This is a genomic window from Nocardia sp. NPDC059180 (genome assembly GCF_042754945.1).
In the GTDB taxonomy this organism is placed as follows: domain Bacteria; phylum Actinomycetota; class Actinomycetes; order Mycobacteriales; family Mycobacteriaceae; genus Nocardia.
This window is the reverse complement of the sequence record NZ_JBHZBU010000005.1, coordinates 304,748-329,654: the sequence shown is the minus strand read 5'-3', so window position 1 is coordinate 329,654 and position 24,907 is coordinate 304,748. Positions and strand designations below refer to the sequence as shown.

The window sequence follows — 24,907 nt, the reverse complement described above, 5'->3', positions numbered from 1 at the left end:
AGCTGTTGCTGACCGACCACAAGGCGCGGACCTCGGTGGCGGTCAACGACATCGACCCGGTGAGCGGGCGCGCTCGGTGTCGTAGCGGCGGGCGGCCGAGCTGTTCGAGAAACACACCGCCATCGTCGACGGCCGCCCCTACCCTGCGCCAGCTGCGTCATTCCCGGCTGACCCACGCCGCGGAGGAAGGCGCGTCGACGCCGGTGCTGATGACGTTGCCCGTTCACACCTCAGTGCGCAGCCTGGCCGAGTACGCGCGGGTCTCCGACGAGGGGCTGCGCCGGCTCCAGGCAGACAGCTGGATGACGTCCCGGAGGCAGTGGTGGCCCACATCAGCCGGGCCCAAGGTCTTCGGCCTCGCCACCGCAGACGTCCGTCTCGCTTGACCTCTTGCGCGTCAGTCCGGCAGCCAGTGCAACTCGCGCGCAAGGGTTTTGGCGACGGCACGGATTCGGCGGTGTAGTGGTGACTGCTCGCGTGGGAGGACCAGGTGGATCGTCAGGCCGGGCGCGCCCCGCAGCGGTCGCCAGGTGAGGCCGGCCGGCGCTGCCGTGATTGCGGCTTCTCCGGCCGGAGCGAGGGTGACCCCGTCGCGCAGGTCGCGCTGGGACATGTCGAAAGAGACTGCGGGCGTGTGGAATCGGGGGTGTGGTCGGGTGTCTCGGAACAGTGCGGACAGCTGATCGTGGATCACGGGGTTGGCCGCACGGTCCGGGAGTCGCAGCGGATACGCGGCCGCGTCGGCGATCTCGATCTCCGGGTGTTCGGCCAGCGGATGATGCTGTGCCAGCTGGACCCCGACGCGCGCGCGTCGCAGCAGGAACCGGCGCACGCCACGGCCCAGCTGTTCACCGCGGGTGATCCCGGCATCGATGCGGCCGTCGGCGACCGCGGCCGAGATCTCCGGTGTCGCCATCGGGACCGCGCCGACCTCGAGTCCCGGGCTGCTGCAAATCAGCCTGTCCACCAGGGCCGGTGCCGTCTCGGCCCCCGTGCTGAGGCTGTATCCGATGCGCAGCGTGCCCAATTCACCGGCCGCCGCGCTCCGGGCGGTGTCCCATGCCCGGTCCAGCGCCGCCAGCGCGGGCGGCGCGGACTCCGCCAAAGCCGCACCGGCCGTAGTCAATACGACGCTACGCGTGGTGCGGACCAGCAGGGCCGTACCGAGTTCCGCCTCCAATCGGCGCATCCGGGCGCTGAGTGCGGGCTGTGCGATACCGATCCGTGCGGCCGCGCGGGTGAAGTTCAACTCCTGCGCCAGCACCAGAAAGTACTGCAGGCTCACCGTATCCGGCGCCACGTGCCCTCCCTGTTGATTGATAACGATCCGTTCTGAGTCTATCCCGTATCGGTCTTTCCCTCGACGCCACATCAGGCCCTAACCTGCGCATATGACGATTCCGCTGACCGCAGTACCCGTCGCCGGGATCGATCTGAGTGTCAATTGGAAGTCGGAATTGTCCGGCCGAACACAGGAGGTTTTCATGGCTAAGGGCTACTGGGTCAGTGTCTACCCCGCCATTTCCGACCCTGAGAGGCTGACTGCCTACAACAAGCTGGCCGGTCCGGCTGTCCAGGCTGGGGGCGGGCGCCTGCTGTCCCATGTCGGTAGTCGAGTCGTCGCCCACGAGGCCGGAATCCCGCAACGCGTCATTCTGATCGAGTTCGACAGCTTTGAACAGGCCGTCGCGGCATACGAGAGCGAGGCATACCAGAAGGCGCTGGTGGCCCTCCCCGACGGCGTCGAGCGCGACTTCCGCATCATCGAAGGCATCGACTGACCGGCGGGCCCAGCCATCGCTGAGCATCCGTCACCTGATACGCACATGGTGCTGAACGACGACTCATGAGACGAGTTCGACGCCATGCCCCGCGCACCCGCCGTCGCGCCGGCGACCGCGGTGGCATCGGCGGCGCTGGTCGGCATCGCCGCCAGGGGCTGCAACTGGACCGCTGAAACCGGATCCGCCGCGGGATCAGAGGCTGCCACCGCCACCGACCAACCATGGATTGAACGTGCACACCAAGTCCGGATGAGCCGCCGGATCGAGGGCGCGCAGCACCATCGATGTCGCGCGCGGGGAGTACATCATCGTCAGATGGTCCGACAGGTCCTGTTCGCAGCCGTCTTGCAGGGTGAGGTTGGTGACGGTGGCACCCGGGCCCGGCTTCAGGAACGTCCAGTCGTACGGGTTGACGATCTCGTCCCAGCGGGTGCCGACCACGGTGTAGTCGACGCCGGGGATCGTGTCGCCCTCGGCGTTGAGCCGCGTCAGGAACGGGGAGCCGAAGACCTGCTCGATATTGGCCGGGCCGACGAAGAGCTGGTTGAACCCGAGGATGTCGATGCCGAGATTGTTGATGGCGCGCCCGAGTGCGGCGATGCCCATCAGGCTGGTGCCGTGGTGGCTGGCACCGAGGGTGACCAGTTTGGTGACCTTGCCGCTGCCGCCGTCGAACTTCAGGTACTGGTTCGACACGGTGCCGCCCTGGGAATGGGCGACGATGTCGACGGTGTCGGCGCCTGTCGCCTCGAGCACGACGTCGACGAATTCGGCGAGCTGACGCGACGATTCCGCCATCGGCCCCACCGCATTGCGTCCCGGCAGCAGCGGACCCAGGCCGCCGCCCTCCAGCACTCCGGCCTGCCCGTAGTTCATCGCGAACACACAGAAGCCCGCACGCTTTATCCGCGGAGACAGATACGCGAAATTGTCGTAAGCATTCATCCAGGAACCGTGCATCAGCACGACAGGACGCGGATGTTGTGGTGTGGGACGGCAATTCCAATCATTGGCGCCCGGCGGCGCCGCATTCGGATGCAACAGGCCGTAACCGAACGCCGCCAGCGCCGCGGTCACCTCCGGGCCCTCCCCCGCGGCCACCGTGGACCGACTGCCGGCCGCGCCCGCGCTCCCGGTCGACGCCACCGCCGTCACACGGCCCGGATGTGCCGCGACCTGGCGTCCCGCGTTGATCTGGTCGACCAGCTGCTGCTCGGTGACCGGAGCCCCCGGCGCCGCATGCACCCCGCCCACCGAGCCGCCGGCGACCAGCACCGCCGACCCCGCGACCACCGCCGCGGCCAATGCGGCACGTCGTATTCCCCAACCCATGTCATGCCCTCTCACGCACACCGGGCGATACACCGCGATCAACAGAATTTGCGGTGAGCGCGCCGGCTTTTGCTTCGAAATTCGTGGCGACGCTATGAGCTCCGGTGGTCGGTGCGGAACATTTTCGCGGCGAATCCGAGCATTCCCACCGCAACACCGGTCGCCGGTTGGAGAAAAGCACAACGGGATCCGGGCGGGCAGTTCGAGCGCCGGTGCCGCGCGCCTGCCGAAGATCTGTTGTCCGCCCTCGCCGCACCCGAGGACGGGCTCCCCGACGACGAACTGATCACCATGGCCGCCCTACTGTTCGCCGCCGGAATGGAAGTCGGCAAGCTCGCTCTGGCCGCAGGCCAACGGGTCATCATGCTGCTCGGCACCGCCAACCACGACCCCGACGTCTTCACCGACCCCGGGCAGCTACAGCTCGACCGCGACGGCGAACCACCCCTGTCCTTCGGCGGCGGCATCCACTACTGCCTCGGCGCATCCCTGGCGCGACTCGAAGCGCAAGTGGCGTTCCCGGCGCTGCTACGACGATTCCCAGGACTCGCCCTCGCCGCCGACCCGATCTCGACCCGGTCCAGGAAGACCGTCGACGACAGGTGAGATCTGCTCCCCTCAGCCCGCCGACTTCACGGGCTTCCGCGGCAGCGTGGACCGCTATCCGGCGAGAGTCTTCTCGACCCGGTCCAGGAAGGCGTCCACTTCGCGTTCGTCGTATCCACGCTGACCGAACCGCGGCCGCCGGAATGCGATCTCGCGGACATCGGCCGCGGTGAGCTGGTCGGCGCCGCGCAAGGTGGCCTCGACCCGCTCGAGGAAGGCGTCTACATCATCCTCGCGATAGCCGCGCGCGCCGAAAGGTGGCTTGCTGAACGCGATTCCGCGGACATCGTCTGCGCTGAGACTCATCTGTGCGCCTCCTGGCTCCTGGTACGTCTGGCCGGTCCATGTCGTCGCGTCGACGCCGGTTCGCGGCGCATCCGGAGGGACGATCGCGAGCTCAGCGGCGGGCGACTTCCTTTGTCTCACAGCGTGGGAGCTGATCGGAACAGCACGCGGAAAACTCGCGGCACTGTCGGCGCGACCGAACCCCGACACCAGGCGCCTACGCCTTATCCGCGCGGTAATCGGCGAATGCAACGTCGACCGCGGGTAGATCAGATACTTCGGCCAACACCTGCGCAGCACCCTCGACCCGCCCTCGCAGACCAGCGGTAGGCGTGCCGAACTCGGTCACCGTGACCAGGTTCTCTCCGCGCCGGTAGCGCCAGATACCCACCACCTCACCCGCATCGAGCACGGCGCCGGGAGCCGACACCGGCCGCCATACCTGTTTGCGATGTGTCTGATCGGGCACGAGCAGAACCCGATCGGTGTGCCGCAGGTACGGGTCGTGCGGTGGGACCAGGACTGTACCCGTCGGCGGAGCTGCCTCGAGCAGGTCATCGACGAGTGCCGCCGGCAGACTGTAGCGCAGGCCGTCGACGGTGACCGGTACGAGATCCACTGCCTTCCACACGGTGTCGACATCGACCGGCTCGACACCGAGCCATTCGGCGAACAGGGCTCGGGTGGTCGGACCGTTCACTCGGAAGAATGTGTCGAGCAGGGTGGCACGCGCCTGTCGCGGATGCTCACGTGGGTGAGCGGGCGCCGGAGACAAGAGGGTGCCGCGCCGTTCCGCCGACCCCACCAGAATCTGGGCTCGGCAGCCCGCGGTCCTGAACAATCCGTCCGGGACATGCCGGGCCTGGCAGCGTTCGCACCACGTCACCAACTGCGCCGGCACACGTTCGGTGACACGAGTACTGGCCTCGGACTTGGTGATCGGTCCGGTGACCACGGCCCGCAAGGCTGCGGCGACGGCGTCGACTGCGAAAACCTGCTCCGCGCCACCGATATCGGTGGACAGCGGCGTGTTGGCCGCGCTGACGAAGTCGAGTCGATCGAGTCGATGCACGTGCGGTGCACCGCGCACCGACCACATCACCACCAAGGGTCCGCCCGGGCCGATAGCCTCGGGTGCCGACCGGGCTCTCAGTGATCGCCGCGCACCGTCGGGCCGCCCGTCCTGGATACCGAGCAGAAGCAAGTCGTCCAGGTGTGCGTTGCTGGAAGAGAGGCCGTGGCGATGCCAGCGGTGACCAAGCCACCGCTTCCGGTCGACGACGAGCGCGCCCGCCATGACCCCACTCTAGGAGGTGGCGACCACTCGCCGGGCGTGGGTGTAGATGAGGCGGGCGTACTCGGTGAGCAGCCGGTCCAGCCCGATGGGCTGTTCACCGGTCGCGGTCTGCTGGAAGCCGATCAGCATCGCCATGCCCAGTTCGGTGACCACGGCGGCGGTCTCGTCATCGCCCACCACACCTTTGATCGCCTTGTGCACGGTGCGCCTGCGGGATTCGTCGACCCGTTTGACCGCCAGATGCACCGATTCGTCATTGGCCGCCCATGCGCGAATGGCGGCTTCGGCGGCGTGATGCAGGCCCAGCGCCAGGTCGGACATGGCGCGCACGTCCTCGTCGGGGTGGCCCTGATTGAAGTTGAGCGTGCGCAGGATGAGGACCTGGCGGTTTTCCCAGTGTTCGAGCAGTGCGTCGACGAAGCCCTGCCAGCTGCCGAAGTGGTGATAGAACGAGCCGCTGGTGACACCGAGGCGCCGGCACAGCACGCCGATGTTGAGGTTTTTGAAGCCGAGTTCGGCGAGGACTTCCAGTCCGGTGTGGAAGTACTGCTCCTTGGTGACCACTCGTGACATACGGCGCCGTTCTCTTGGTACGGACTGGGTGGAAGGACCGAACGGTACCCCATCGTGTCGTCGGCTGGCCCGAGGGTAGCGGAGTCGGCTCCCCGATTACAGAGTGTCATCAGGTATCAGTTACTTCCTGAAACATTAAGTGCTGGAACGCAACAGCACGGGAGTCGATTCTCGGGGCTCCGGTAGTAATCGCGCGAAAAACAACGACAGTGGCTTGACCAGCAGTGATGCCGGGCTTTCGGCGGGGGTGGTGGTGTCGATGCCTTGTTTGAGCACGATGAGGTCGATGCCGCGTTCGTCGAGTGCGGCGAGCGAGTTTGCCGGAGGCCTTGCTCGCTGCTTTTCAACGCACGCTGTCTGGTTCCGTCAGCTCGCGGATCCGGTGCCCTGCCTTGCGAGCCAAACCACTGGATGAGCTCGAGGCGATGGCACGCAGACAGGTGACTGCCTCATCACCACCGATAGCTGTGATCGCGTCGAGTGCAGCGCGGGAAGACTCTCCGATCCGCCACCCGCCCTCGAGAATCTGCAGACATAGTCGGCGCGCCGTGTCTGCATTCCCGACAAGGCCTTGCGCATGCAACACCCAGTTGTCACGGTGGGGGCAACCGGCCAACATCCACGCCTCGTATAGGCCCCATGCGAACTCCGCGAGCGCCGTCGGATCCACCGTTTCCACAACAACCCGAACTCCGGCGTATTGCCATTCGGGGCGGCATATCGCGAGCATCGTGCAGAAGTCTTCCACCGCGGATTCCGGCAGCGCTGCGCTGCCGTCTGGTAGCAAGATGGCAGGAAGCAGGGCAGGGACGAGCCACGTCGGCAGTCGAGGAATCCGATGGGGCAGCGACAGTATCGCATCGTCGCCCACCATCGCGGCGATGGCTGCGCGGCTCTGTTCGACGTAATCTACTGCGGCGCTGTCGATTGCGCTGCGGTGACCCATTCGGGCAATAGTGTGGAGCGCGTGCTGTGCAAGGATGCGATCGCTGCCGTGCCGACTCAGCGCAATCGGAATCAGGTCTTCGACGGCCGTGTCGGCATGCCGCTGCCACCAAGCGACCGCGGCACGATTGGTGCGGCGGAATCCGAGGCAGCGCATCATCAGCACGGCTACACGACTGCCGTCGACGGGCTCCATGACCGGAGCCATCCGCAACGGATATTGCGCCATCGTCGCAACGACCGCATCGAGGGCATCGGCACCGAACCTTCCCAAAATGCGTTGAAAAATCTCCTGTGAGTGGACGGCTCGGGGGACTGTGAACTCTCGCAGGATCGGATGCGCGATGTCGTCGGATATCAGTGCGAGGACGAAGGGTTCCTGGTCGACGTCCTGCACTGAGCGACGGTAATCCTCGATGCTCCGGGCCCTGCTGACCACCTCGAGCATGTCGTGTTCGTACCACCACCCCCTTGTTACCGGCAGCGCGGCCCACCGCTCCCGTTCACCTGGCCGCCAGTCGAGCCGCAGCGGGCGGTCGGGACGATTTTCGAGGGAAAGGTGCTGTGCCCGCGAAGGTGCGCGACGCCAGGGCGGCGACGCCAGGACATCCGGCAGTTCGTGCGGTTCGGCGTTGCGTAGATGTACGGATCGACCACGCTGGTGGGCCGACGCATCGCTGATCGACTGCTGTTCTCGACGTTCGAGCGCCCGAACAATATGGGCCGACGCCCTCCGGGTGGGATCGGCAGACAGCAGCCTCCTCGCACGGCGCTGGAACCGGCCCGCTGATCTGGACAGCGCGCCGAACACCAGCCCGTTGTCGGCGCGAGCCTGGAGCAGCTCCATCGCGACGTCGGTCGGAAACCAGGACAGCATGTCGGCAAGTTCGCCTGTGGAGTCTCGGTCAGCGCCCCAACCGTAGGGTGCATGAAGCCTGGCATCCAGCATTGCCGCGATGACATCGGCGGCGGCGGGACCTACCTGAGTTGCGATGTTGTACACATGACGAAAAAGGCGTGCCGGCTCGACCACTTCGGTGATGCGAGTGAGTTGCTCAGCGGTGGTGGCGGAAGCGGCTAGAAGGGCAAGCGAGTCCGAGGAATCAGACGGAACCGACCAAGCCCCGAAATCGTTGCTGTACCAGCGCAGGTGCGGCTCAGGCGGTGAGCTACGCAACTCGTCGACCGGCAACCTGTCAAGATCTGCATCGATCCAAACCTGTTCGGTCGGAAGCAGGTACGACGTGGCGACCCGGACCCACAGGTCACCGATATGACCGGAAGCCCCTCGACCGTCGGCAACGCCGCGCAGCGTACCGAGGCGTTGGACGGTGGTCCGGTAATGCTCTTCGGATGCAGTCGCCAGGTGCGCCCGGACCCGCCGCAGCACGTTGTAGGCACGTAGTGGTCCTGGTTCGTTCGGCTCAGGCACGGTCAGATGGATAGGATTCCATGTACCGCCCCGAGATCCCGATACAACCGAACTCGACATTCCCACCCCGGACATCCACACAGCTGCTTCCGCCGCGAATTCGAGGCCGTACTCGGCCACCCACGTGTCAGCCAGACTGCGCGGCTCCGAGTGCACGAGAGCGCAGACAACTGCTGCGCCTTCCGCGGATACGCGTGAATCTAGAAATCCGGCCCCCGCCTCGGAAAGCCAATACGCACCACCGCGGGGCGGGCGCGCCAGAGCACCCTCGATCACCTGGCGATACGGGGCGAGTTCGGTGGGTGTAACCGGTGTTCGCGGCCGAAACGTCAACTGTCGTGCTGGGCCAAGCCCCCGAAAAGGCGCTGTCCTGGCCCACCATTTCGCCGGAACCGCCCACGAGTCCTCATCCAGCCGATCATGAGGTTCGGCCACACATCCTCCGATTTCGCCTACCGGACACGACAATAATTGGCTCGGACATGCGGTCACGGGCAATGAGAGACGCCGCTCGCTGAGTCGTGGACGTCGCATATCGCATGCCTAGGCCGCAGCCTAGAAGGCATGGCCAAATTCCACGACATCCCACCAATGGGAACCGATAGAGGTCGTGCGAGTTCTCAGCAACGCCCACCGTGCGTCATTACAGAGCATTTGCTCTGTTACTGTGATGGCATGCCCCGACCGCGGACCCACGACCCCGACGTCGTCCTCGACGCCGCCGAAACCCTGGCGGCGCAGTCAGGGCCCGCGGCGGTCACCATCCGTGCCGTCGCCGCCGCCACCGGCGTCTCCAATGGCGCGATCTACCACTCCTTCGGCTCCCGCGCCGAGCTGCTGGCACGCGCCTGGCTCCGCGCCGCGCACCGGTTCCTCGCGTTGCAGACCGAACTGATCGACGCGATCCTTTCGACGCCGCAGTCCGCCGAGATCGGCTCCTCGACCAGCGTCGACGCCGTTGTCGCGGCCGCGGAAACGCCGGCGGTGTTCGCGCGCAGGCATCCGGACTCCTCGACATTGCTGCTGGCGATCTCGCGTGAGCAGCTACTCGGCGACGACCTGCCCGACACCCTCGCCGCCGAACTCGCCGACACCGACCGCGCGTTGGTCGGCTCGATGATTCGGCTGGCGCAGGCGATGTGGGGGCGTAGCGACGGTCGTGCGGTCGCGGCCATCACCACCTGCCTGGTCGATCTGCCGACCGCGATCCTGTTGCGACGCAATCAGATCGACGCGCCACACGCCTTGCTGCAGCTACATGCGGCGGTGCGCGCGGTCCTCGCTGTCGGACCACCCGACTGAACCTCTCGGAAGAAGGAGCCTCGATGCCCACCCTCGCCTACCACGACAAGATCGCCGTCCTCGACCTCGGTGACGGCGAGAACCGCTTCTCCCCCACCTTTCTCGACGAGATGAACACCCACCTCGACGCCGTCCTCGCCGACGGCGCGCACGCGCTGATCACCACCGCGAGTGCCAAGTTCTACTCCAACGGCCTCGATCTGGACTGGCTCTCGGCCAACGGTGAGCGCGCCGACTGGTACGTCGACCAGGTGCAAGGCCTGTTCGCGCGGGTGCTGACCCTCGGCGTGCCGACCGCCGCGGCGATGCCGGGGCACGCGTTCGGGGCGGGTGCGATGCTCGCCATCGCCCACGACTACCGGATCATGCGTGCCGATCGCGGCTACTTCTGTTTCCCTGAGGTCGATATCCGCATCCCGTTCACTCCGGGGATGGCGGCACTGATCCAGGCGAAACTCACCCCGCAGACAGCGGTGGCGTCGATGACCACCGGTCGTCGCTGGGGTGGTGTCGAAGCCGAAGCGGCCGGCATTGTCGACGGCACTGCGGCCGAAGGTGAACTCGTGCAGGCCGCGACGCAACTTCTGGCCCCGCTCGGTGCCAAGAATCAGGGCACTCTCGCCGCCATCAAACAGACCATGTTCGCCACAGCCGTCACCGCGCTCACCGAACGCTCATGAGGATGTAGCGCTCGGTTCGGGTCGAGTTACTCGCCGACTCGAGCTTTCCTCGTGGGCTGTGCGTCACCGCTGTCGGCGCCCAGGCCTGCGAGCAGTCGCAGCCCGTCCTCGGTGGGACTACCGGGAGTCGCGGACAGTACGAGAAGTTCCATACCTGATTCGTCCGGGAGTGCGAAGTTCTCCTGATGCAGTTCCAGCAGTCCGACCAGCGGGTGCCGGTAGGTTTTTGGTCCATGTGTGCGGGCGCAGACGTCGGCGCGGGCCCAGAGGCGGCGGAAGCGCTCGCTGGCCATCGCCAGCTCGCCGATGAGCGAGGCCAGTCGGGGGTCGTCGGGGTATTTGCCTGCGGCGAGGCGCAGGTGTCCGACCGCATCGAGGGTGCATTTGTCCCACTCTGCGTACAGGCCGCGTTCGGCCTCGTCGAGGAAAATGTGCCGCGCGGTGTTCAGGCTCTGCATCGGCCGGCCGTAGAGCAGCTCGGCGAGGCGGTTTCCTGCGAGCACGTCCAGGCGGTGGTTCATGATCAGTGCAGGGGCGCCGGAGACCAGGTCGAGGACGCGAAGCAGTTCCGGCCGGACCCGGCCGTTCGGCGCCTTCGCGCGGCTACGGCGCTGCCTGGCGAGCCGGTAGAGGTGCCCGCGTTCGGTCTCGTCGAGGCCGAGGACACGGGCGAGCGCATCGAGGACCTGCTCGGAGGGCTGGGTCGCGCGGCCCTGCTCCAGTCGCACGTAATAGTCGACGCTCACGCCCGACAGGTGCGCGACCTCCTCGCGCCGCAGCCCTTCGACGCGCCGGTGCCTGTCGGTAGGGATACCGACCGACACCGGGTCGACTCGGGACCGCCGGGTCCGCAGGAAGCCCGCAAGATCGTCCATACCCCCAGTATGGCTTCGTCGGCACAGCTGAAGGTGGTCCTGCCGATACCAGGAAGTCCCGTCCGACGGACGACGCGCCCCTGAACACCGAGTGCCATAGCGCCGAGGATCGAAGGCACCTGATCCGAAGGAGTTCTGATGAAGACGCTGATCGTCCACGCCCACCCCGAGCCGAAGTCACTCAACAGCTCGCTCAAGGACCTCGCGGTGTCCACGTTGGAGGGCGCAGGGCACGAGGTGCGGGTGAGTGATCTGTACGCGATGAACTGGAAGGCGGTCGTGGACGCCGCGGACTACGGCCCCCACGCCTCGAACCCACTGGAGGTCGCCCGGGATTCGGGCCGAGCCTTCGACGCCGGGACCCTCACCCCCGACGTCCGCGCCGAACAGGAGAAACTGCTGTGGGCCGACATGATCATCCTCCAGTTCCCGCTGTGGTGGTACACGATGCCCGCGATCCTCAAAGGCTGGGTGGACCGGGTGTTCACCTACCGCTTCGCCTACGGTGTCGGCGAGCACAGCGACACCAAGTACGGCGAGCGCTACGGGGAAGGGGCCTTGGCGGGAAAGAGGGCGCTGTTGTCGGTGACCGTCGGCGGCCCGGAGGCGCCTTACGCGGCGCGCGGGATCAACGGCCCCATCGAGGATCTGCTGTTCCCGATCCACCACGGCATCCTCTACTACCCCGGCATCGAGGTGCTGCCGCCGTTTCTGGTGTACGGCGCCAACCGGATGACCGGCGAGGAATACACCGACGCCGCCAAGGCCTGGGAGCAGCGCCTGCTCACCCTGGACTCGACCGCGCCGATCGCGTTCCGGCGGCAGAACTTCGGCGACTACGAGATCCCCTCACTGCAGCTGAAGCCGGGACTCGAGCCCGCGGGCCGCACGGGATTCGGGCTGCACGTGCGCGGCTGAACCGCCGGCCGGCGGCCGGTGCGCGCGGGGGCGAGCGCCATTTCTCGCCTCCCGCGCGGATGGTCGGTTCAGTGGGTGCCGCCCCGCACCGGGAGGACCAGCTGCGCGCCGGTGACCGGATGGTCGAGTACCTCGACCGGGTACTGGTAGACCCGTGTCAGCAGTTCGGTGGTGAGGATCTCGCGCGGAGGCCCGTCGGCGGCGATGCGGCCCTCGTCGAGAACCGCGACACGATCGGCGTAGGCGGCGGCCACGCCCAGGTCGTGCAGCACGACAACGACGGCCGCACCGGCCCGCGCGCGTTCGGCCGCCAGCCGCAGCACCGCTTCCTGGTGGCCGAGGTCGAGCGCGGCGGTCGGTTCGTCCAACAATAGTGTCGAAGTGCCCTGGGCGAGCACGCGCGCCAACGCCACCCGCGCTCGCTCACCGCCGGACAGGGTCGGAAACGCCTGTTCGGCCAGGTGCGTGACATCGGTGGCGGCCATCGCCGAGGCGACGATCTCGTCATCGCGTTCGCGCAGCGCGGTCCGCTGCCACGGCGCGCGCCCCATCGCCACCACCGCTCCCGCCGAGAACGGAAACCCCACGGTGTGGCTCTGCGGCAGTACCGCGCGTCGACGCGCCATATCCAGTGGCGACCAGTGCGTCACGGCCCGGCCGTCGAGTTCGACGACACCTTCGGCCGGATCCAATTCGCCGGCCAGCACGGCCAGCAGCGTCGATTTGCCTGCGCCGTTCGGGCCGACCAGTGCCACCACTTCGCCCGCGGCGACCTCGAAATCGACCTCGGCCAGCACTCGGCGCACCTTGGTGCCGCCACCGCGCCGATCCACGCTCACACCGCTCGCCCGCAATGTCACCGCGCCAGGCGCTGGTGCCGACGGCAGTTCGTGCGCGCGGGCGAACACGGTTTCCAAGCCGTCCTTGATCCCCGTCACGTGGCATCCCCCGCGCGTCGCTGACGGCTCATGCCCACCCTCCCGACCGCGCGCGGGTGCGGCGCAGCAACCAGAAGAAGAACGGGCCGCCGATCAGCGAAGTCAGCATGCCCAGCGGCAGATCGGCGTTGTCGACCAGCGAGCGCGCGGCCACATCGGCGGCCAGCAGCACCACCGCGCCGATCACCGCGCTGAGCGGGATCAAGACCCGATGTCCCGGCCCGACCAGCATGCGCACCAGATGCGGAACGATGAGCCCGACGAACAAGATGATGCCGCTGAACGCGACGCCCGCGGTGGTCAGGATCGCCACCATGACGATCACGTTGCGCCGCAGTCGCTCCACATCGACACCGAGATGGCGAGCCGCGGATTCACCCAGCGCCAGCAGGTCCAGTTTCGGCGCGACGATGACCGCCGCGAACACCCCGATGACGGTGAGGATCGCGACCACCCACACCGCCGACCAGGTGGCACCGTTGAGGCTGCCCAGCTGCCAGAACACGATCTGATCCCGGGCCGCGGGTGAGGCGACGAACAGCAGGAACGCGATCAGCCCGCTGGCGAAGGCGTTGATGGCCACGCCGGTCAGCACCAGGGTGACCACTTCGGTGCGTCCGTTGGATCGAGCCAGCAGATACACCAGCGCGGTGGTCACCAAACCGGCCACGAACGCGGCCGCGGCCACCGACCAGGCCGCGACGAACGCGCCGCCCACCACGATGACGGTGCCCGCGCCGACCGCGGCGCCTGCCGACACTCCGATGACGCCGGGTTCGGCCAGCGGGTTGGCGAACACGCCCTGCAACAACGCACCCGCTGTCGCCAGTGCGGCACCGACCAGGATCGCCAGCATCACTCGCGGAAACCGGACCTCCCACAGCGTCACCTCACCGGCCGGATGGGCGGGCATCGGCCCCCAGTCCAGCCCGATCCGGTGCAGTACCGATCCGGCGACTTCGGCGATGCTGGTCGGCACCTGCCCGATCGCCGCCGACGCCAGCGCCAGCACGATCAGTGCCGCGATGGCCACGGCGAACACGATGGTCGTGCGTGACCACCGCGAGGTAACCGGGCGTCGATCGGCCACCTTCACTTGCTCGGTCATAGAGACACCTCGCCGGCGCCCGGCGCACTCACGATCAACTGCTCGCCAGTTCGCTTCCTCGGGTCCGTCGCGCGGTACACGCCGCCGGGCCGGCGGTTCCCGGGGTCGACGATCATGCTCCGGCCGGCCCGTAGACGGCTTCGCTGAGTGCTTCGATGACGCGTCCGGTGTTGGGGCCGAAGCTCAGCAGCACCGCATCCGACATGTCGACGATGCGCTGGTTGCGGCCCGCCGGCGTCTGCGCGATCCCCGGAATCTTGGCCACGCCCTCGACGCCGCCCACCGATTTCAGTCCGTCGGTCATTACCAGCAGGACATCCGGGGCCGCGCTGATCATGGCCTCGCTGGTGATCGCGGTGAACGGTTCGGTCACGCCTGCCTCGCTGCCCGCGTCGCGGCCGCCGATCGAGGCGATGAGCGCATCGGCGCCCGAACCGGGGCCTGCGAGCATCGTGATGGCCGTTGACCGCAGGTACAGGAACGCGATCTTCAGCGGCGGATTCTGCGCGGGCACCGCGGCGGAGGCGGCCGCGATCTCGTCGCGGGTGCGCTGGGCCAGCGCCTGACCCCGATCGGGCACTCCGAGCGCGGCGGCCACCGCCTCGATCTGCGGCACCACACCCTCCATCGTGCGTTGCGGATCGAAGTAGACGACCGTGACGCCGGTGGCGCGCAACTGCTCACGCACCGCGGGCGAGGCGCTGGTGGTGTCGGTGAGGAACACCGTCGGCCGCAAGGCAAGGATCGATTCCACGTTCAGTGAACCGTTGCCGCCGGTCACGTTGGGCAGGTCGGCCACGGCCGGGAACACACCGGCGGTCGAGCGCCCCACCAGGTTGGGGCCCATTCCCAGCGCCCAGACCGTCTGCATGAGCGTGCCGTACCGGTCGGCGGCGATGATGCGGTCGGCGGAGGTGACGGTGACCTCGGTGCCGTCGAAGGAGCGCACCGTCGCGGGCATCGCGGATGTGGGCTCCGGGCCGATCGGGACCGGCGCCATATCGGTGAGCGCCGCGGTGGTGGGCCCGCGCTGCCCCTCGACGGCGCCTTGGCCGCTCGCACCGCAGCCGGTCGATACCAGCAGCACACCCAATGCGAGCGCGGCGAGGACGGTGCGCACCCACCCGGATCGGACACGGTCATACCTCATGTAGGTAAGCCTAACGGGCGCCGCCGGAGGTCGTCCGGCCTCACTCCGCCCACGGCCGCAGCGCGCGTGGCAGCCGCCGATGTCATTCCGTGCGCGCGCTCACATCGTCGAGGGCCGCCGCGATCGCCCGTGGCAGCTCCAGGGTCTCCGCGGCCAGCACACCGGTCAGCTGACCGATGTCACGCGCACCGACGAACATGCTCGCCACGCCCGGTCGGTCCCGGATCCAGGCCAGCGCCACCGCCAGCGGGGAGGTCGCCAAACCGTCGGCGGCGGTGACCAGTGCGTCGACCACCCGGGTGGCACGGTCGTCGAGCCTGCCGCGGATCTCGGCGGCGGTCGCCTCATCGGCACCGCGCGAATCCGCGGGCACACCATCGCGGTATTTGCCGGTGAGGATGCCGCCGGCCAGCGGTGCGGTCGCGATCATCCCGACCCCGTGATGAGCGGCAGCGGGCACGGTGTCGTCTTCGGCGCCGCGCGCCAGCAGCGAGTAGGGCGCCTGCGCGACGGTGATCGGTGCGAGCGCGGCCAGGCTCGCCAGCTGCCACGCCGTGAAACCGCGCACCCCCGCATATCGCACCCGTCCCGAACGCACCGCCAGCTCCACAGTGGCGGCGACCTCATCGAGTGGGGTGCGCGGATCCCACGCCGCGATATGCCAGATGTCGAGATGGTCGGTGCCCAGTTCCAGCAGCGTGCGATCGAGCTGCCGCAGCAGCGTCCGCCGCGAGGTGTCCACGCCGATCCCCGGTACCTGCGGCATCGGTGGCGTCCCGTCCGCGGTGGGCGGCGCAGGGCGTGGATGCAGACCTGCGCAGCCGCTGAGCACCAGATCGTCACGCGAGACCAGATCGCCGAGCAGATCGGCCAGGATTCGCTGGGCTGCCCCGCCGGCGTAGGCCGGGGACGTGTCGACGAGGGTGCCGCCGGCCTCGACGAACGCCACCAACTGCACCGCCGCGTCCTCGGCGTCGGTCCGGCTGCCCCAGGTGTGGGTGGCCAACCCGATACGCGAGACCCGCAGGCCGCTTCGACCGACCGTCCGCTGTTCCATCACCGTGTCCGCGCATTCGTCACGGCGCCAAGCGTAGAGCCTGATTCGGCCGCTCGGCCCCTCCTGCGCGCCTGTTCGCGCGTCGGGTGGGCCACAATGTCGGTGCACGCTCGCGCCTCAACCCCGCCCCGCACCGTCGAGGTCAACACGGTACTGTCGCTGCGAGATAGCGATCCGAACGCCGGGTTCACCCGCCGATGAGCCAATCGTCTACTCGGAACGGACATTTCGGCACAGTACAGGAGGGTGAGTGATAGGCGAGTCGATGACCTGGCTCCAGGCGATAATCCTCGGCTTGGTCCAGGGGCTGACCGAATTCCTCCCGATTTCCTCGTCGGGACACCTGCGGATCGTGTCGTCGGTGTTCTTCGGCGACGACGCGGGCGCCTCGTTCACCGCCGTCACCCAGCTCGGCACCGAAGCCGCGGTGCTGGTCTATTTCGCCAAGGACATCTGGCGCATCGTGCGTGTCTGGTGCGCCACAGTGTTCGAGAAGCTCACCCAGCGCTCCCGGGAGACGGTGCCGCTCAGCGAACAGGTCACCACCAAACTGCCCGTCGTCACGGGGTCCGGGCCCATCGGCTACGACCCGGGTGCCGACGCACAACGCGAACTCGACTACCGCATCGGCTGGTACGTGATCATCGCCACCATCCCCATCGGCGTGCTCGGGTTCCTGTTCAAGGACGTCATCCGTACCGGCGCCCGCAACCTGTGGCTAGTGTCGTTCATGCTCATCGCGTTCGCGCTGGTCATCGCCGCCGCCGAATATTACGGCCGCAAAACCCGCCCGATCGAGCAGTTGACCACCCGCGACGGTCTCATCATGGGGTTCGCGCAGTGCCTGGCGCTGATCCCCGGTGTGTCCCGCTCCGGCGCGACGTCGAGCGCGGGCCTGTTCCTCGGCCTCGAACGCGAAGCCGCAGTGCGGTTCTCGTTCCTGCTCGCCATCCCCGCGGTCACCGCATCGGGCCTGTTCAGCCTGCCCGACGCGTTCGAACCCGCCGGTGAGGGACTCAACGCCAGCGGCTCCCAGCTGCTCGTGGCCACCATCATCGCGTTCATCGCCGGTTACGCCTCGGTGGCCTGGCTGCTGCGTTTCGTCGGCAACCACACCTTCTACTGGTTCGTCGGCTACCGCATCATCCTCGGGCTGATCGTGATGGGTCTGCTCGCGGGCGGCGTGGTGTCGGCGACATGATCGCTAGGCTGGCCGCATGACGGTGATCCTGCTGCGCCACGGTGTGTCGACCTCCAATACCGCCCACACCCTGGCCGGCCGCAGCCCCGGCGTCGAACTCACCGAACGCGGCACCGAGCAGGCCCGCACGGTCGCCGAACGCCTCGGTGGGCTGCCGATTCAGCGGATCGTGATCTCGCCGATGCTGCGCTGTCAGCGGACAGTCGCCCCGCTCGCCGAGAAGACCGGTCTCGAACCGGTCGTCGAACAGAGGCTCGCCGAGGTCGACTACGGCGAATGGACCGGCCGTCCGATCGGTGAACTGCTGAACGAACCGCTGTGGAAGGTCGTGCAGCGGCACGCCTCCGGCGCGGTGTTCCCCGGCGGTGAAGGACTCGCCGACGTGCAGACCCGGGCGGTGGCCGCGATCCGCGAGCACGACCGCGCCCTGGCCGAAGATCACGGCGGTGACGTGCTGTGGGTGGCGTGCACGCACGGTGACGTCATCAAATCGGTCCTCGCCGACGCGCTCGGACTGCACCTGGACGGTTTCCAGCGCATCGTGGTGGAACCGGCCTCACTCAGCGTCGTCCGCTACACCCCGACCTCGCCGTATGTCACCCGGCTCAACGACACCGGATCCGATCTCGACGGCCTCGTTCCCGCACCCGCAGCGCCCTCGGCGCAGTCGGGTCCGGTGCCCGGGGGTGAGATCGGCGCGGCCGGGAACACGGATAATGGGAATGCGCGGCCCAGCGATTCCTTGTAATGAGTAGTCGGCCGAACCGAGCAATCGCCGCTGCGTCGACCCGGATACGGGCGCCGCGGGCCGAACATGATCACGTAGCAGGAGGTGCATGTGTCACGAGCAATCCATGTATTTCGCACCCCCGAACGCTTCATCGCCGGAACTGTCGGTGAACCGGGCGATCGCGCGTTCTACCTGCAAGCCGTGCAAGAACCCCGCGTGGTCAGCGTGCTGCTGGAAAAGCAGCAGGTCAAGGTTCTAGCCGACCGCATGGGCCTGCTGCTGGACGAGGTGGCACGCCGCTTCGGCGCCGAGGTGCCGCCGCAGGCCGACGATGTCAGCGACAACGCACCGCTGGTCACCCCGATCGACGCCGAATTCCGTGTCGGAACCATGGGCCTGGGCTGGGACGCTGATGCGGGCGCTGTGGTGGTGGAACTGCTGGCGATCACCGAAACCGAGGTCGACGAATCGGTGGTGCTCGACGACACCGAAGAAGGCCCCGACGCGGTGCGGGTGTTCCTGACCCCGATTCAGGCCAGAGAGTTCGCGCTGCGGTCGGCGCGGGTGATCGCGGCAGGGCGTCCACCGTGCCCGCTGTGCGGGGAACCGCTCTCCGCGCGCGGGCACATGTGCGTGCGCACCAACGGCTACAAGCGCGGCGACATCTTCGGCGCCACCGAGCTGGAGGAATGACCCGTGCCCGCGGCCGGCGACGAGTTCTACACCGGTGAACTGACCGTCATCGGGCGGGTGACCACGGCGAGCAACTTCACCCTCGTCTGCGATATCGGCGACGACGACACGCCGCTGCGGGTGGTGTACAAACCGGTGCGCGGCGAACAGCCGCTGTGGGATTTCCCCGACGGCACCCTGGCGGGCCGCGAAGTCGCCTCCTACCAGGTCTCCGAGGCACTGCGCTGGTCGGTGATCCCGGAAACGATCCTGCGCGACGGGCCGTTCGGGCCGGGCATGGTGCAGCGCTGGATCACCGCCGCCGATAACCACACCGACCGCGGCCACCGCCTCGACCTGGTCGATCTGTGCCCGCCGGGCGCGGTCCCCGAGGGTTTCTGCGAGGTACTGCGGGCGCTGGATCCCGAGGGCAACGAGGTCGCGCTCATCCACGCCGACGACCCGCGCCTACAGCGGATGGCAGTGCTGGATGTGCTGCTCAACAACGCCGACCGCAAGGGCGGGCACGCGCTCGAGGGCACCGACGGCCAGGTGTACGGCGTCGACCACGGCATCTGCCTGCACAGCGAGCCCAAACTGCGCACGGTGCTGTGGGGGTGGGCCGGGCAACCCATCGACGACAACCTGCTCACCGACATCGAGGCCTTCACCAACGCGCTGCCGGGCACGCTGGCCGACACATTGGCGGCCCATATCACCGACACCGAGATCGCTGCCCTGCTCGACCGCGCGAAACGTTTGCTGGACGAGCCGACGATGCCGTTGCCGGTGACCTCACGCCCGATCCCGTGGCCCGCGTTCTGAACTCTCTCCGGACCTCGTACCAACCTGTTCGGCGGTCAGCGATTCTGCTCGAGCCAAACCCTTGACATCGGCGCGACGCCGGTTTTGCCCAGGTCCGGGCGCGCGTATCGCATGCCTGGGCGCGTACGTGCGCCGGGGTGGGCGCCGATGGCCTCCATCACACCTTTACCCTCGAAGAATGCAGTCCTGGTCCGATACCCCGATCCCGACGGTCCCCGGAGCAGGACCCCCGTTGCGGTTGCACGACACCGCCGACCGCCAGGTGCGTCCGGTGACGCCCGGCGCCACCGCCACCATGTACGTCTGCGGCATCACCCCCTACGACGCCACCCACCTCGGCCATGCCGCGACCTACCTCACCTTCGATCTGATCAACCGGGTGTGGCGCGACGCGGGCCACGACGTGCACTACGTACAGAACGTCACCGATGTCGACGATCCGCTGTTCGAACGCGCCGCCCGCGACGGCGTCGACTGGCGTGAACTCGGCACCGGTGAGATCGAGCTGTACCGCGAGGACATGGCGGCGCTGCGCGTCATCCCGCCGCGCGACTACATCGGCGCCATCGAGTCCGTCGACGAGGTGGTGGAGTTCGTCGGCAAACTCGTCGCCTCCGGCGCCGCCTACACCGTCGACGACACCGAGTACCCCGATATCTACTTCCGCGCCGATGCCACCGAGCAGTTCGGCTACGAATCCGGCTACGACCGCGCGACGATGGAACGGCTGTTCGCCGAACGCGGCGGAGACCCGGACCGTCCCGGCAAACGCGACCCCATCGATGCGCTGCTGTGGCGTGCGGCCCGCCCGGACGAGCCGTCCTGGCCCTCGCCGTTCGGCCCGGGACGTCCCGGCTGGCATATCGAATGTTCCGCGATCGCGGTGAACCGGCTCGGCACCGAGTTCGATATCCAGGGCGGCGGCAGCGACCTGATCTACCCGCACCACGAGTATTCGGCCGCCCATGCCGAAGCGCTGGTCGCCGGACGCCGATTCGCCCGCCACTACGTGCACGCCGGGCTGATCGGGTTGGACGGCGAGAAGATGTCGAAGTCCAGGGGCAACCTGGTGCTGGTGTCGAAGCTGCGCCGCGCCGGGGTCGATCCCGCCGCCATCCGGCTGGGCCTGCTCGCAGGCCACTACCGGCAGGACCGCATGTGGACCGACGCCGTCCTGGATGAGGCCGTGGCCCGCCTGGACCGGTGGCGCCGCGCCACCGCCCTACCCGCCGCGGGCGACGCGAGCGACACCATCGCCCGGCTGCGTCAGCATCTGGCCGACGATCTCGACACCCCGAAGGCGCTCGCCGCGATCGACAACTGGGCCGACGAGGCTCTCACCTACGGTGGCACCGATACTGACGCACCGACCGCCGTGGCGACCGCGATCGACGCCCTGCTCGGCGTGCAGCTGTGACCGACTGACCGTCAGCCTGCGCCCGTATCGACCCGGACCAGGACCTGTTCGGTGCCGTCAATGGCGAACCGGTCGGCGGCTGTGCGGATGTAGTTGTTGAACCGGGCCAACTCCTGCGCGGTGAGCGGCTCGATCGTCGCGATCCCGGTCCGCCAGCGCAGCCCGGTCCGCAGCCGTACCCGCGAGTCCGCCTCGATATTGCGCACCCAGTCCGCGCGCCGGCCGTGCACCGATACCAGCGACATCACCGTGCCGTCGGTGATGCCACGCGCCAAGGGCTTGCGGCGTTGCAGCCCGGATCGGCGGCCGGTCGTCTCGATCACCACCCAGAACGGGACGATCGGGGCGAGGAACTTCGCGCCGGGGCCGGATAGGTGCCAGAAGCGCAGTACCCCAGCGGGTCTGGTTGGTTCCGCCATCGTTTCACCGTAACCGTCCAGTCCTCTGGCGACCAGCAATTCCAGGTCGCTGCCGCCACTTGCCAGTCGATGTCTTTGCCGCTTCGGGCGCAGCATTCGAAACGCCTCGAGTTGCGATGCTGATGCGCCTGGCCGTCCGTACTCATGTCGTCGAGGGCGATAGTCGCTCGGTCGGAGGCGTGAGACTGCGCCCGATCGACGACTCGGATCGCGTAGAAGGCCCTGGGCGGCGGATATCCTCGGTCATATATCGCGACGGCTGCATTGGGTCCAAACATCCACCGACGACCAGTTCGTGTCGGAGCCTTGTCGAAGGGTGGGCCGACATGGTCAGGTAATTCCGTGTGCAATGTGGCGCGGCGAATGGTGAGCAGGCGGGGCGTGCTGGGCGGGGGTGTGCTGGTGGCGTTGGGCGAGGCAGCGGCGTCGGGAGCGCCGGTCGAGCCGCGCACGGTGGCGGCGCGGCAGCGATTCTTCGGCGCCGACCTGGTCGACCCGAGTACGGGCGCGGTGCGGCCGGATCGGGTGGTGTTGTCGTGGGTGGGGTGCGCGACCTACGCGGTGGCGTTCGGCGGCACGGTACTGCTACTGGATGCGTGGGTGCCGCGATTGAGCAGCGCCGGATATGTGCCTGCGACCGCCCAGGATCTCGCGGATCTGCGGCCCGCGGCGATCCTGATCGGGCACGGCCATTTCGATCACGCGGGCGCCGCCGGGCGGATCGCGCAGGCCAGTGGAGCGGTCGTGTACGGCACCGCCGAGCATTGCGCGACGATCCGGGGCCAGGTGCCCGATCCGTCGTTCGGGACGGTCGCATTCGGTGATGCGGGCACCGCTCCCGGACACATCCACGAGTTCGGCCTCGGCGATATCGAAGTCACCGCGGTACGGCATCTGCATTCCGGCCCGACCGCACCCGACAGGGCCAACGGTTCGCCGCCGTTCTTCCCCATTCCGGATCTGTGCGCGATCGCCGAGCACCCACCGACACTCGACGACCTGCGCGTCGGCCTGCCCCGGCTGCGCGACGAAGAGGGCGGCTGCTTGCTGTATCAATTACGCGTACCGGGCTTTTCGCTGGTGTGGCACGATTCGGCCGGCCCACTAATCGACAAGGCTCCCCACGTACTCGACGTCCTCGCCGGGCTCGCGCCGACCGACCTGCAAGTCGGCGCCATCCAGGGCTTCAACCAACTCACCAACGGCCTTCGCGACCCCCGCACCTACATCGAAGCGATCCGGCCGCACCTGTTCGTCCCCGCCCACCACGACAACTGGCTCCCCGGCTTCACCGCCCCGGCCGCCACCTACGATCGCGCGCTGCGCGCCGAGCTCGACCGCATACCGTCCGAGCACCGCCCGGAACTACGCCCCCTGCTCGACCCGGCCGACTACATCACGCCGGCCCGACTGACGTTCTCCATCTGAGCCTTACGTGCGCTCAGGCAGCAATCGTGGCGCTGGTGGCAGCGGTCAGAACACGGGCGACACCGCCGATTTAATTGTGTTGCCGCACAACAGAGCGGTCCGTACGCTCCACCGCATGTATTGCCTCACCTTCATCCGCATCCGCGACGGCCGGGCTCTGGCCCGCTAGCGGACCCCCGGTCGCGCTGGCGCGCCCAGGGCCCTTCGAGACCTTCATTCATCTCGAAGACCCAGAAGGGCAGCAGCCGTGGCTACTCAGTCATTCGCACACGGAAACTATTCACACACACAGAAGAAGGCTCGAGTCACGGGCGGACACAGCCCCAGAGACCGAGCCAGGCGGGCGCTCTCGCAGAGCTTCCTGACCGACGGGCCGGCCGTCGAGCAAGTGGTCCAGGCGGCCAGACCGTCCGGCCTCGTCCTGGAACCCCGATCCGGCACGGGCACCCTCACCGCCGCTCTGGCCGGAACAGGCGCCGAAGTCGTCGGCTACGAGACCGACCCGCTGCTGGCCGTCAAGCTCAAAGCCAGGGCGGGGGTCAGGGTCGTCAAGGGTGAGCTCACGGCCGCACGACCGCCGCGCGAGCCGTTCGAGGTGGTCGGCAACATAGACCTCTCAGTGACGCCGAAGATCGTCGACTGGTGCCTGCGCGCTCCGGCACTGACGTCGGCGACGCTGGTAACGCCATGGGACTACGCACGCACACAGTCCGGCGACTCCGGCCAATGGAGCCTTGTCACAGTGCAGAGCTGGCCGTGGTTCACGTGGGAGCTACTCGGAGTGATCGGCAGGGAAAGCTTCCGGCCGGTCGCATCGGTCGACTCGGCGATCCTGCGGATCGAGCGGCGGCCCGAACCGCTGGTGGCCGATGAATCCGACTATCGGGATATGGTGAAGCTGGGGTACTCAGGCATCGGTGGGCCGGTGCACGCGTCGCTGTCCACACAGTACGCCGGTGTGCACAGCGCCTTGGACGAGGCTGGAATCGCCCACGACACCGCAGCGGCGACGATCCATCCAGATCAGTGGATCACGTTGGCCGGACGGATTATTCGCTGAGCAAACGCACCCGGGTATCGATCCCCATGATGCCCGGGTGCTAGCCGCGCATGGTCACCATCGCCCGGTGGGGACGGTCGGCAACGTCACGATATCGCATGCTCGCGGGTCCGGCGTACCGGTCCAGCGGGCCGGGCCTGTGGTTAGGACGTGAATTCGGGCGTCGTCTATCGGCGAACTCTGACGTCCTGCCGAACGCTGAGATCCGCTGGTATCGGCGAAAACTGACACCGCCTACGCGCATGTCGCTCGCTCGGCGTGCCAGCGGGACATCCGCTCGCGCCGATTTCCTCAAGGTGCACCGGGTCGGCTCGACTGCCCTGCGGCGAGAGGGTGGAACTCGGTCGCGGGACGGTCCACCACTCGCTAGCCTCGATGATCATGAGCGAACAGTGCCTGTTCTGCGGCATCGTGGCCGGCGACCTCCCCGGTGTAAAGGTGGCCGAAGACGAAACGACTCTCGCGTTCATGGACATTCACCCGGCTTCGGAAGGCCATCTGTTGGTAGTTCCGAAGCGACACAGCAGGGATCTCCTCGACATCCCCGCCGAAGACCTGGCAGCCGTGACTCTGGCTGCACAGCGGATCGCCAAGGTAGTTATCAAAGAGCTCGGCGCCGATGGCGTGAACCTACTCAATTGTTGCGGGGCCGATGCCTGGCAGACGGTCTTCCACTTTCACCTGCACGTTGTCCCACGCTATGTCGACACGGCAAAGGACCGGCTCACCCTGCCCTGGAAACCCGGCCCTCCCGCCAACATGGCCACTGTGAATAGCTGGGGTGAGCGGCTTCGCATCGCGTTGGCATAATCGGCGGTGGATTGTTTTCCGTGCGGTCAGAGGCAGTTTCGGCTTACGGAACACCACTTCGCC

Annotated in this window: 26 protein-coding genes; 14 read left to right on the top strand and 12 right to left on the bottom strand. The window is 67.7% G+C overall.

Going from position 1 to position 24,907, the window contains the following annotated elements:
• The first annotated feature begins 5 nt into the window (after positions 1–5).
• The gene (locus ACFXNW_RS18725) at positions 6–386 is read left to right on the top strand and encodes a hypothetical protein (RefSeq protein ID WP_379418965.1); all 381 of its coding nucleotides are present in this window, start codon (positions 6–8) and stop codon (positions 384–386) included.
• A gap of 11 nt (positions 387–397) precedes the next feature.
• On the opposite strand, the gene ACFXNW_RS18720 is transcribed toward ACFXNW_RS18725, so the two are convergent.
• Positions 398–1,300 (bottom strand): LysR family transcriptional regulator, encoded by a 903-nt coding sequence (locus ACFXNW_RS18720; protein ID WP_379418964.1) that lies wholly within the window; start codon positions 1,298–1,300, stop codon positions 398–400.
• A 91-nt stretch (positions 1,301–1,391) separates the two neighbouring features.
• Here ACFXNW_RS18720 and ACFXNW_RS18715 point away from each other — a divergent pair, with 91 nt between their 5' ends.
• Positions 1,392–1,781: a DUF1330 domain-containing protein gene (locus ACFXNW_RS18715; protein ID WP_379418963.1), complete on the top strand. Its 390-nt coding sequence runs from the start codon at positions 1,392–1,394 to the stop codon at positions 1,779–1,781.
• Positions 1,782–1,976: 195 nt separating this feature from the next.
• Here the strand turns inward: ACFXNW_RS18715 and ACFXNW_RS18710 are convergent, their stop codons facing one another.
• Positions 1,977–3,116, bottom strand: a complete 1,140-nt coding sequence (locus ACFXNW_RS18710) for an esterase/lipase family protein (RefSeq protein ID WP_379418962.1) — start codon at positions 3,114–3,116, stop codon at positions 1,977–1,979.
• A 111-nt stretch (positions 3,117–3,227) separates the two neighbouring features.
• On the opposite strand from ACFXNW_RS18710, the gene ACFXNW_RS18705 reads away from it, so the two are divergent.
• Positions 3,228–3,722, top strand: a complete 495-nt coding sequence (locus ACFXNW_RS18705) for a cytochrome P450 (protein ID WP_379418961.1) — start codon at positions 3,228–3,230, stop codon at positions 3,720–3,722.
• Between the two features lie 54 nt (positions 3,723–3,776).
• On the opposite strand, the gene ACFXNW_RS18700 is transcribed toward ACFXNW_RS18705, so the two are convergent.
• The 4 genes from ACFXNW_RS18700 to ACFXNW_RS18685 form a co-directional block, all read right to left on the bottom strand.
• Positions 3,777–4,028 carry a DivIVA domain-containing protein gene (locus tag ACFXNW_RS18700; RefSeq protein WP_379418960.1) on the bottom strand — a complete coding sequence of 84 codons (252 nt, stop codon included), beginning with the start codon at positions 4,026–4,028 and terminating at the stop codon, positions 3,777–3,779.
• 196 nt (positions 4,029–4,224) lie between these two features.
• A complete protein-coding gene (locus ACFXNW_RS18695) occupies positions 4,225–5,304 on the bottom strand; it encodes a DNA glycosylase AlkZ-like family protein (RefSeq protein ID WP_379418959.1) in 1,080 nt (359 codons plus the stop codon).
• A gap of 9 nt (positions 5,305–5,313) precedes the next feature.
• Entirely contained in the window at positions 5,314–5,877 is a 564-nt protein-coding gene (locus tag ACFXNW_RS18690; RefSeq protein WP_379418958.1) for a TetR/AcrR family transcriptional regulator, read from the bottom strand.
• A gap of 343 nt (positions 5,878–6,220) precedes the next feature.
• Positions 6,221–8,254, bottom strand: coding sequence for a hypothetical protein (locus ACFXNW_RS18685; protein WP_379418957.1), 2,034 nt, complete (start codon positions 8,252–8,254; stop codon positions 6,221–6,223).
• Positions 8,255–8,929: 675 nt separating this feature from the next.
• On the opposite strand from ACFXNW_RS18685, the gene ACFXNW_RS18680 reads away from it, so the two are divergent.
• Positions 8,930–9,556: a TetR/AcrR family transcriptional regulator gene (locus tag ACFXNW_RS18680; RefSeq protein ID WP_379418956.1), complete on the top strand. Its 627-nt coding sequence runs from the start codon at positions 8,930–8,932 to the stop codon at positions 9,554–9,556.
• Between the two features lie 23 nt (positions 9,557–9,579).
• Positions 9,580–10,236 (top strand): enoyl-CoA hydratase-related protein, encoded by a 657-nt coding sequence (locus tag ACFXNW_RS18675; protein ID WP_379418955.1) that lies wholly within the window; start codon positions 9,580–9,582, stop codon positions 10,234–10,236.
• Between the two features lie 26 nt (positions 10,237–10,262).
• On the opposite strand, the gene ACFXNW_RS18670 is transcribed toward ACFXNW_RS18675, so the two are convergent.
• Complete coding sequence (locus ACFXNW_RS18670) at positions 10,263–11,111, bottom strand: helix-turn-helix transcriptional regulator (RefSeq protein WP_379418954.1); 849 nt, start codon at positions 11,109–11,111, stop codon at positions 10,263–10,265.
• A gap of 138 nt (positions 11,112–11,249) precedes the next feature.
• On the opposite strand from ACFXNW_RS18670, the gene ACFXNW_RS18665 reads away from it, so the two are divergent.
• Entirely contained in the window at positions 11,250–12,029 is a 780-nt protein-coding gene (locus ACFXNW_RS18665; RefSeq protein WP_379418953.1) for an NAD(P)H-dependent oxidoreductase, read from the top strand.
• Positions 12,030–12,097: 68 nt separating this feature from the next.
• On the opposite strand, the gene ACFXNW_RS18660 is transcribed toward ACFXNW_RS18665, so the two are convergent.
• The 4 genes from ACFXNW_RS18660 to ACFXNW_RS18645 all read right to left on the bottom strand — a co-directional run bounded on the left by ACFXNW_RS18660 (position 12,098) and on the right by ACFXNW_RS18645 (position 16,282).
• Positions 12,098–12,967, bottom strand: coding sequence for a heme ABC transporter ATP-binding protein (locus tag ACFXNW_RS18660; RefSeq protein WP_379418952.1), 870 nt, complete (start codon positions 12,965–12,967; stop codon positions 12,098–12,100).
• A 28-nt stretch (positions 12,968–12,995) separates the two neighbouring features.
• Entirely contained in the window at positions 12,996–14,075 is a 1,080-nt protein-coding gene (locus ACFXNW_RS18655) for a FecCD family ABC transporter permease (RefSeq protein WP_379418951.1), read from the bottom strand.
• Positions 14,076–14,187: 112 nt separating this feature from the next.
• The gene (locus ACFXNW_RS18650) at positions 14,188–15,225 is read right to left on the bottom strand and encodes a hemin ABC transporter substrate-binding protein (protein ID WP_379418950.1); all 1,038 of its coding nucleotides are present in this window, start codon (positions 15,223–15,225) and stop codon (positions 14,188–14,190) included.
• Positions 15,226–15,307: 82 nt separating this feature from the next.
• Positions 15,308–16,282, bottom strand: a complete 975-nt coding sequence (locus ACFXNW_RS18645) for an aldo/keto reductase (RefSeq protein WP_379418949.1) — start codon at positions 16,280–16,282, stop codon at positions 15,308–15,310.
• 265 nt (positions 16,283–16,547) lie between these two features.
• On the opposite strand from ACFXNW_RS18645, the gene ACFXNW_RS18640 reads away from it, so the two are divergent.
• The 5 genes from ACFXNW_RS18640 to mshC all read left to right on the top strand — a co-directional run bounded on the left by ACFXNW_RS18640 (position 16,548) and on the right by mshC (position 21,127).
• A complete protein-coding gene (locus ACFXNW_RS18640; protein ID WP_379418948.1) occupies positions 16,548–17,483 on the top strand; it encodes an undecaprenyl-diphosphate phosphatase in 936 nt (311 codons plus the stop codon).
• Between the two features lie 16 nt (positions 17,484–17,499).
• A complete protein-coding gene (locus tag ACFXNW_RS18635; RefSeq protein ID WP_379418947.1) occupies positions 17,500–18,231 on the top strand; it encodes a histidine phosphatase family protein in 732 nt (243 codons plus the stop codon).
• Between the two features lie 90 nt (positions 18,232–18,321).
• Entirely contained in the window at positions 18,322–18,906 is a 585-nt protein-coding gene (locus ACFXNW_RS18630; RefSeq protein ID WP_379418946.1) for a DUF3090 domain-containing protein, read from the top strand.
• A gap of 3 nt (positions 18,907–18,909) precedes the next feature.
• Positions 18,910–19,710, top strand: a complete 801-nt coding sequence (locus ACFXNW_RS18625) for an SCO1664 family protein (protein ID WP_379418945.1) — start codon at positions 18,910–18,912, stop codon at positions 19,708–19,710.
• 178 nt (positions 19,711–19,888) lie between these two features.
• The gene (mshC, locus tag ACFXNW_RS18620; RefSeq protein WP_379418944.1) at positions 19,889–21,127 is read left to right on the top strand and encodes a cysteine--1-D-myo-inosityl 2-amino-2-deoxy-alpha-D-glucopyranoside ligase; all 1,239 of its coding nucleotides are present in this window, start codon (positions 19,889–19,891) and stop codon (positions 21,125–21,127) included.
• Positions 21,128–21,138: 11 nt separating this feature from the next.
• Here mshC and ACFXNW_RS18615 read toward each other — a convergent pair whose 3' ends face one another.
• Positions 21,139–21,546 carry a nitroreductase family deazaflavin-dependent oxidoreductase gene (locus ACFXNW_RS18615; protein ID WP_379418943.1) on the bottom strand — a complete coding sequence of 136 codons (408 nt, stop codon included), beginning with the start codon at positions 21,544–21,546 and terminating at the stop codon, positions 21,139–21,141.
• Positions 21,547–21,909: 363 nt separating this feature from the next.
• Here ACFXNW_RS18615 and ACFXNW_RS18610 point away from each other — a divergent pair, with 363 nt between their 5' ends.
• The 3 genes from ACFXNW_RS18610 (at position 21,910) to ACFXNW_RS18600 (ending at position 24,844) form a co-directional block, all read left to right on the top strand.
• Positions 21,910–22,974 (top strand): MBL fold metallo-hydrolase, encoded by a 1,065-nt coding sequence (locus ACFXNW_RS18610; protein ID WP_379418942.1) that lies wholly within the window; start codon positions 21,910–21,912, stop codon positions 22,972–22,974.
• A gap of 247 nt (positions 22,975–23,221) precedes the next feature.
• Positions 23,222–24,034 (top strand): ribosomal RNA small subunit methyltransferase A, encoded by an 813-nt coding sequence (locus ACFXNW_RS18605; RefSeq protein ID WP_379418941.1) that lies wholly within the window; start codon positions 23,222–23,224, stop codon positions 24,032–24,034.
• A 381-nt stretch (positions 24,035–24,415) separates the two neighbouring features.
• A complete protein-coding gene (locus ACFXNW_RS18600) occupies positions 24,416–24,844 on the top strand; it encodes an HIT family protein (protein ID WP_379419090.1) in 429 nt (142 codons plus the stop codon).
• Positions 24,845–24,907 lie beyond the last annotated feature (63 nt).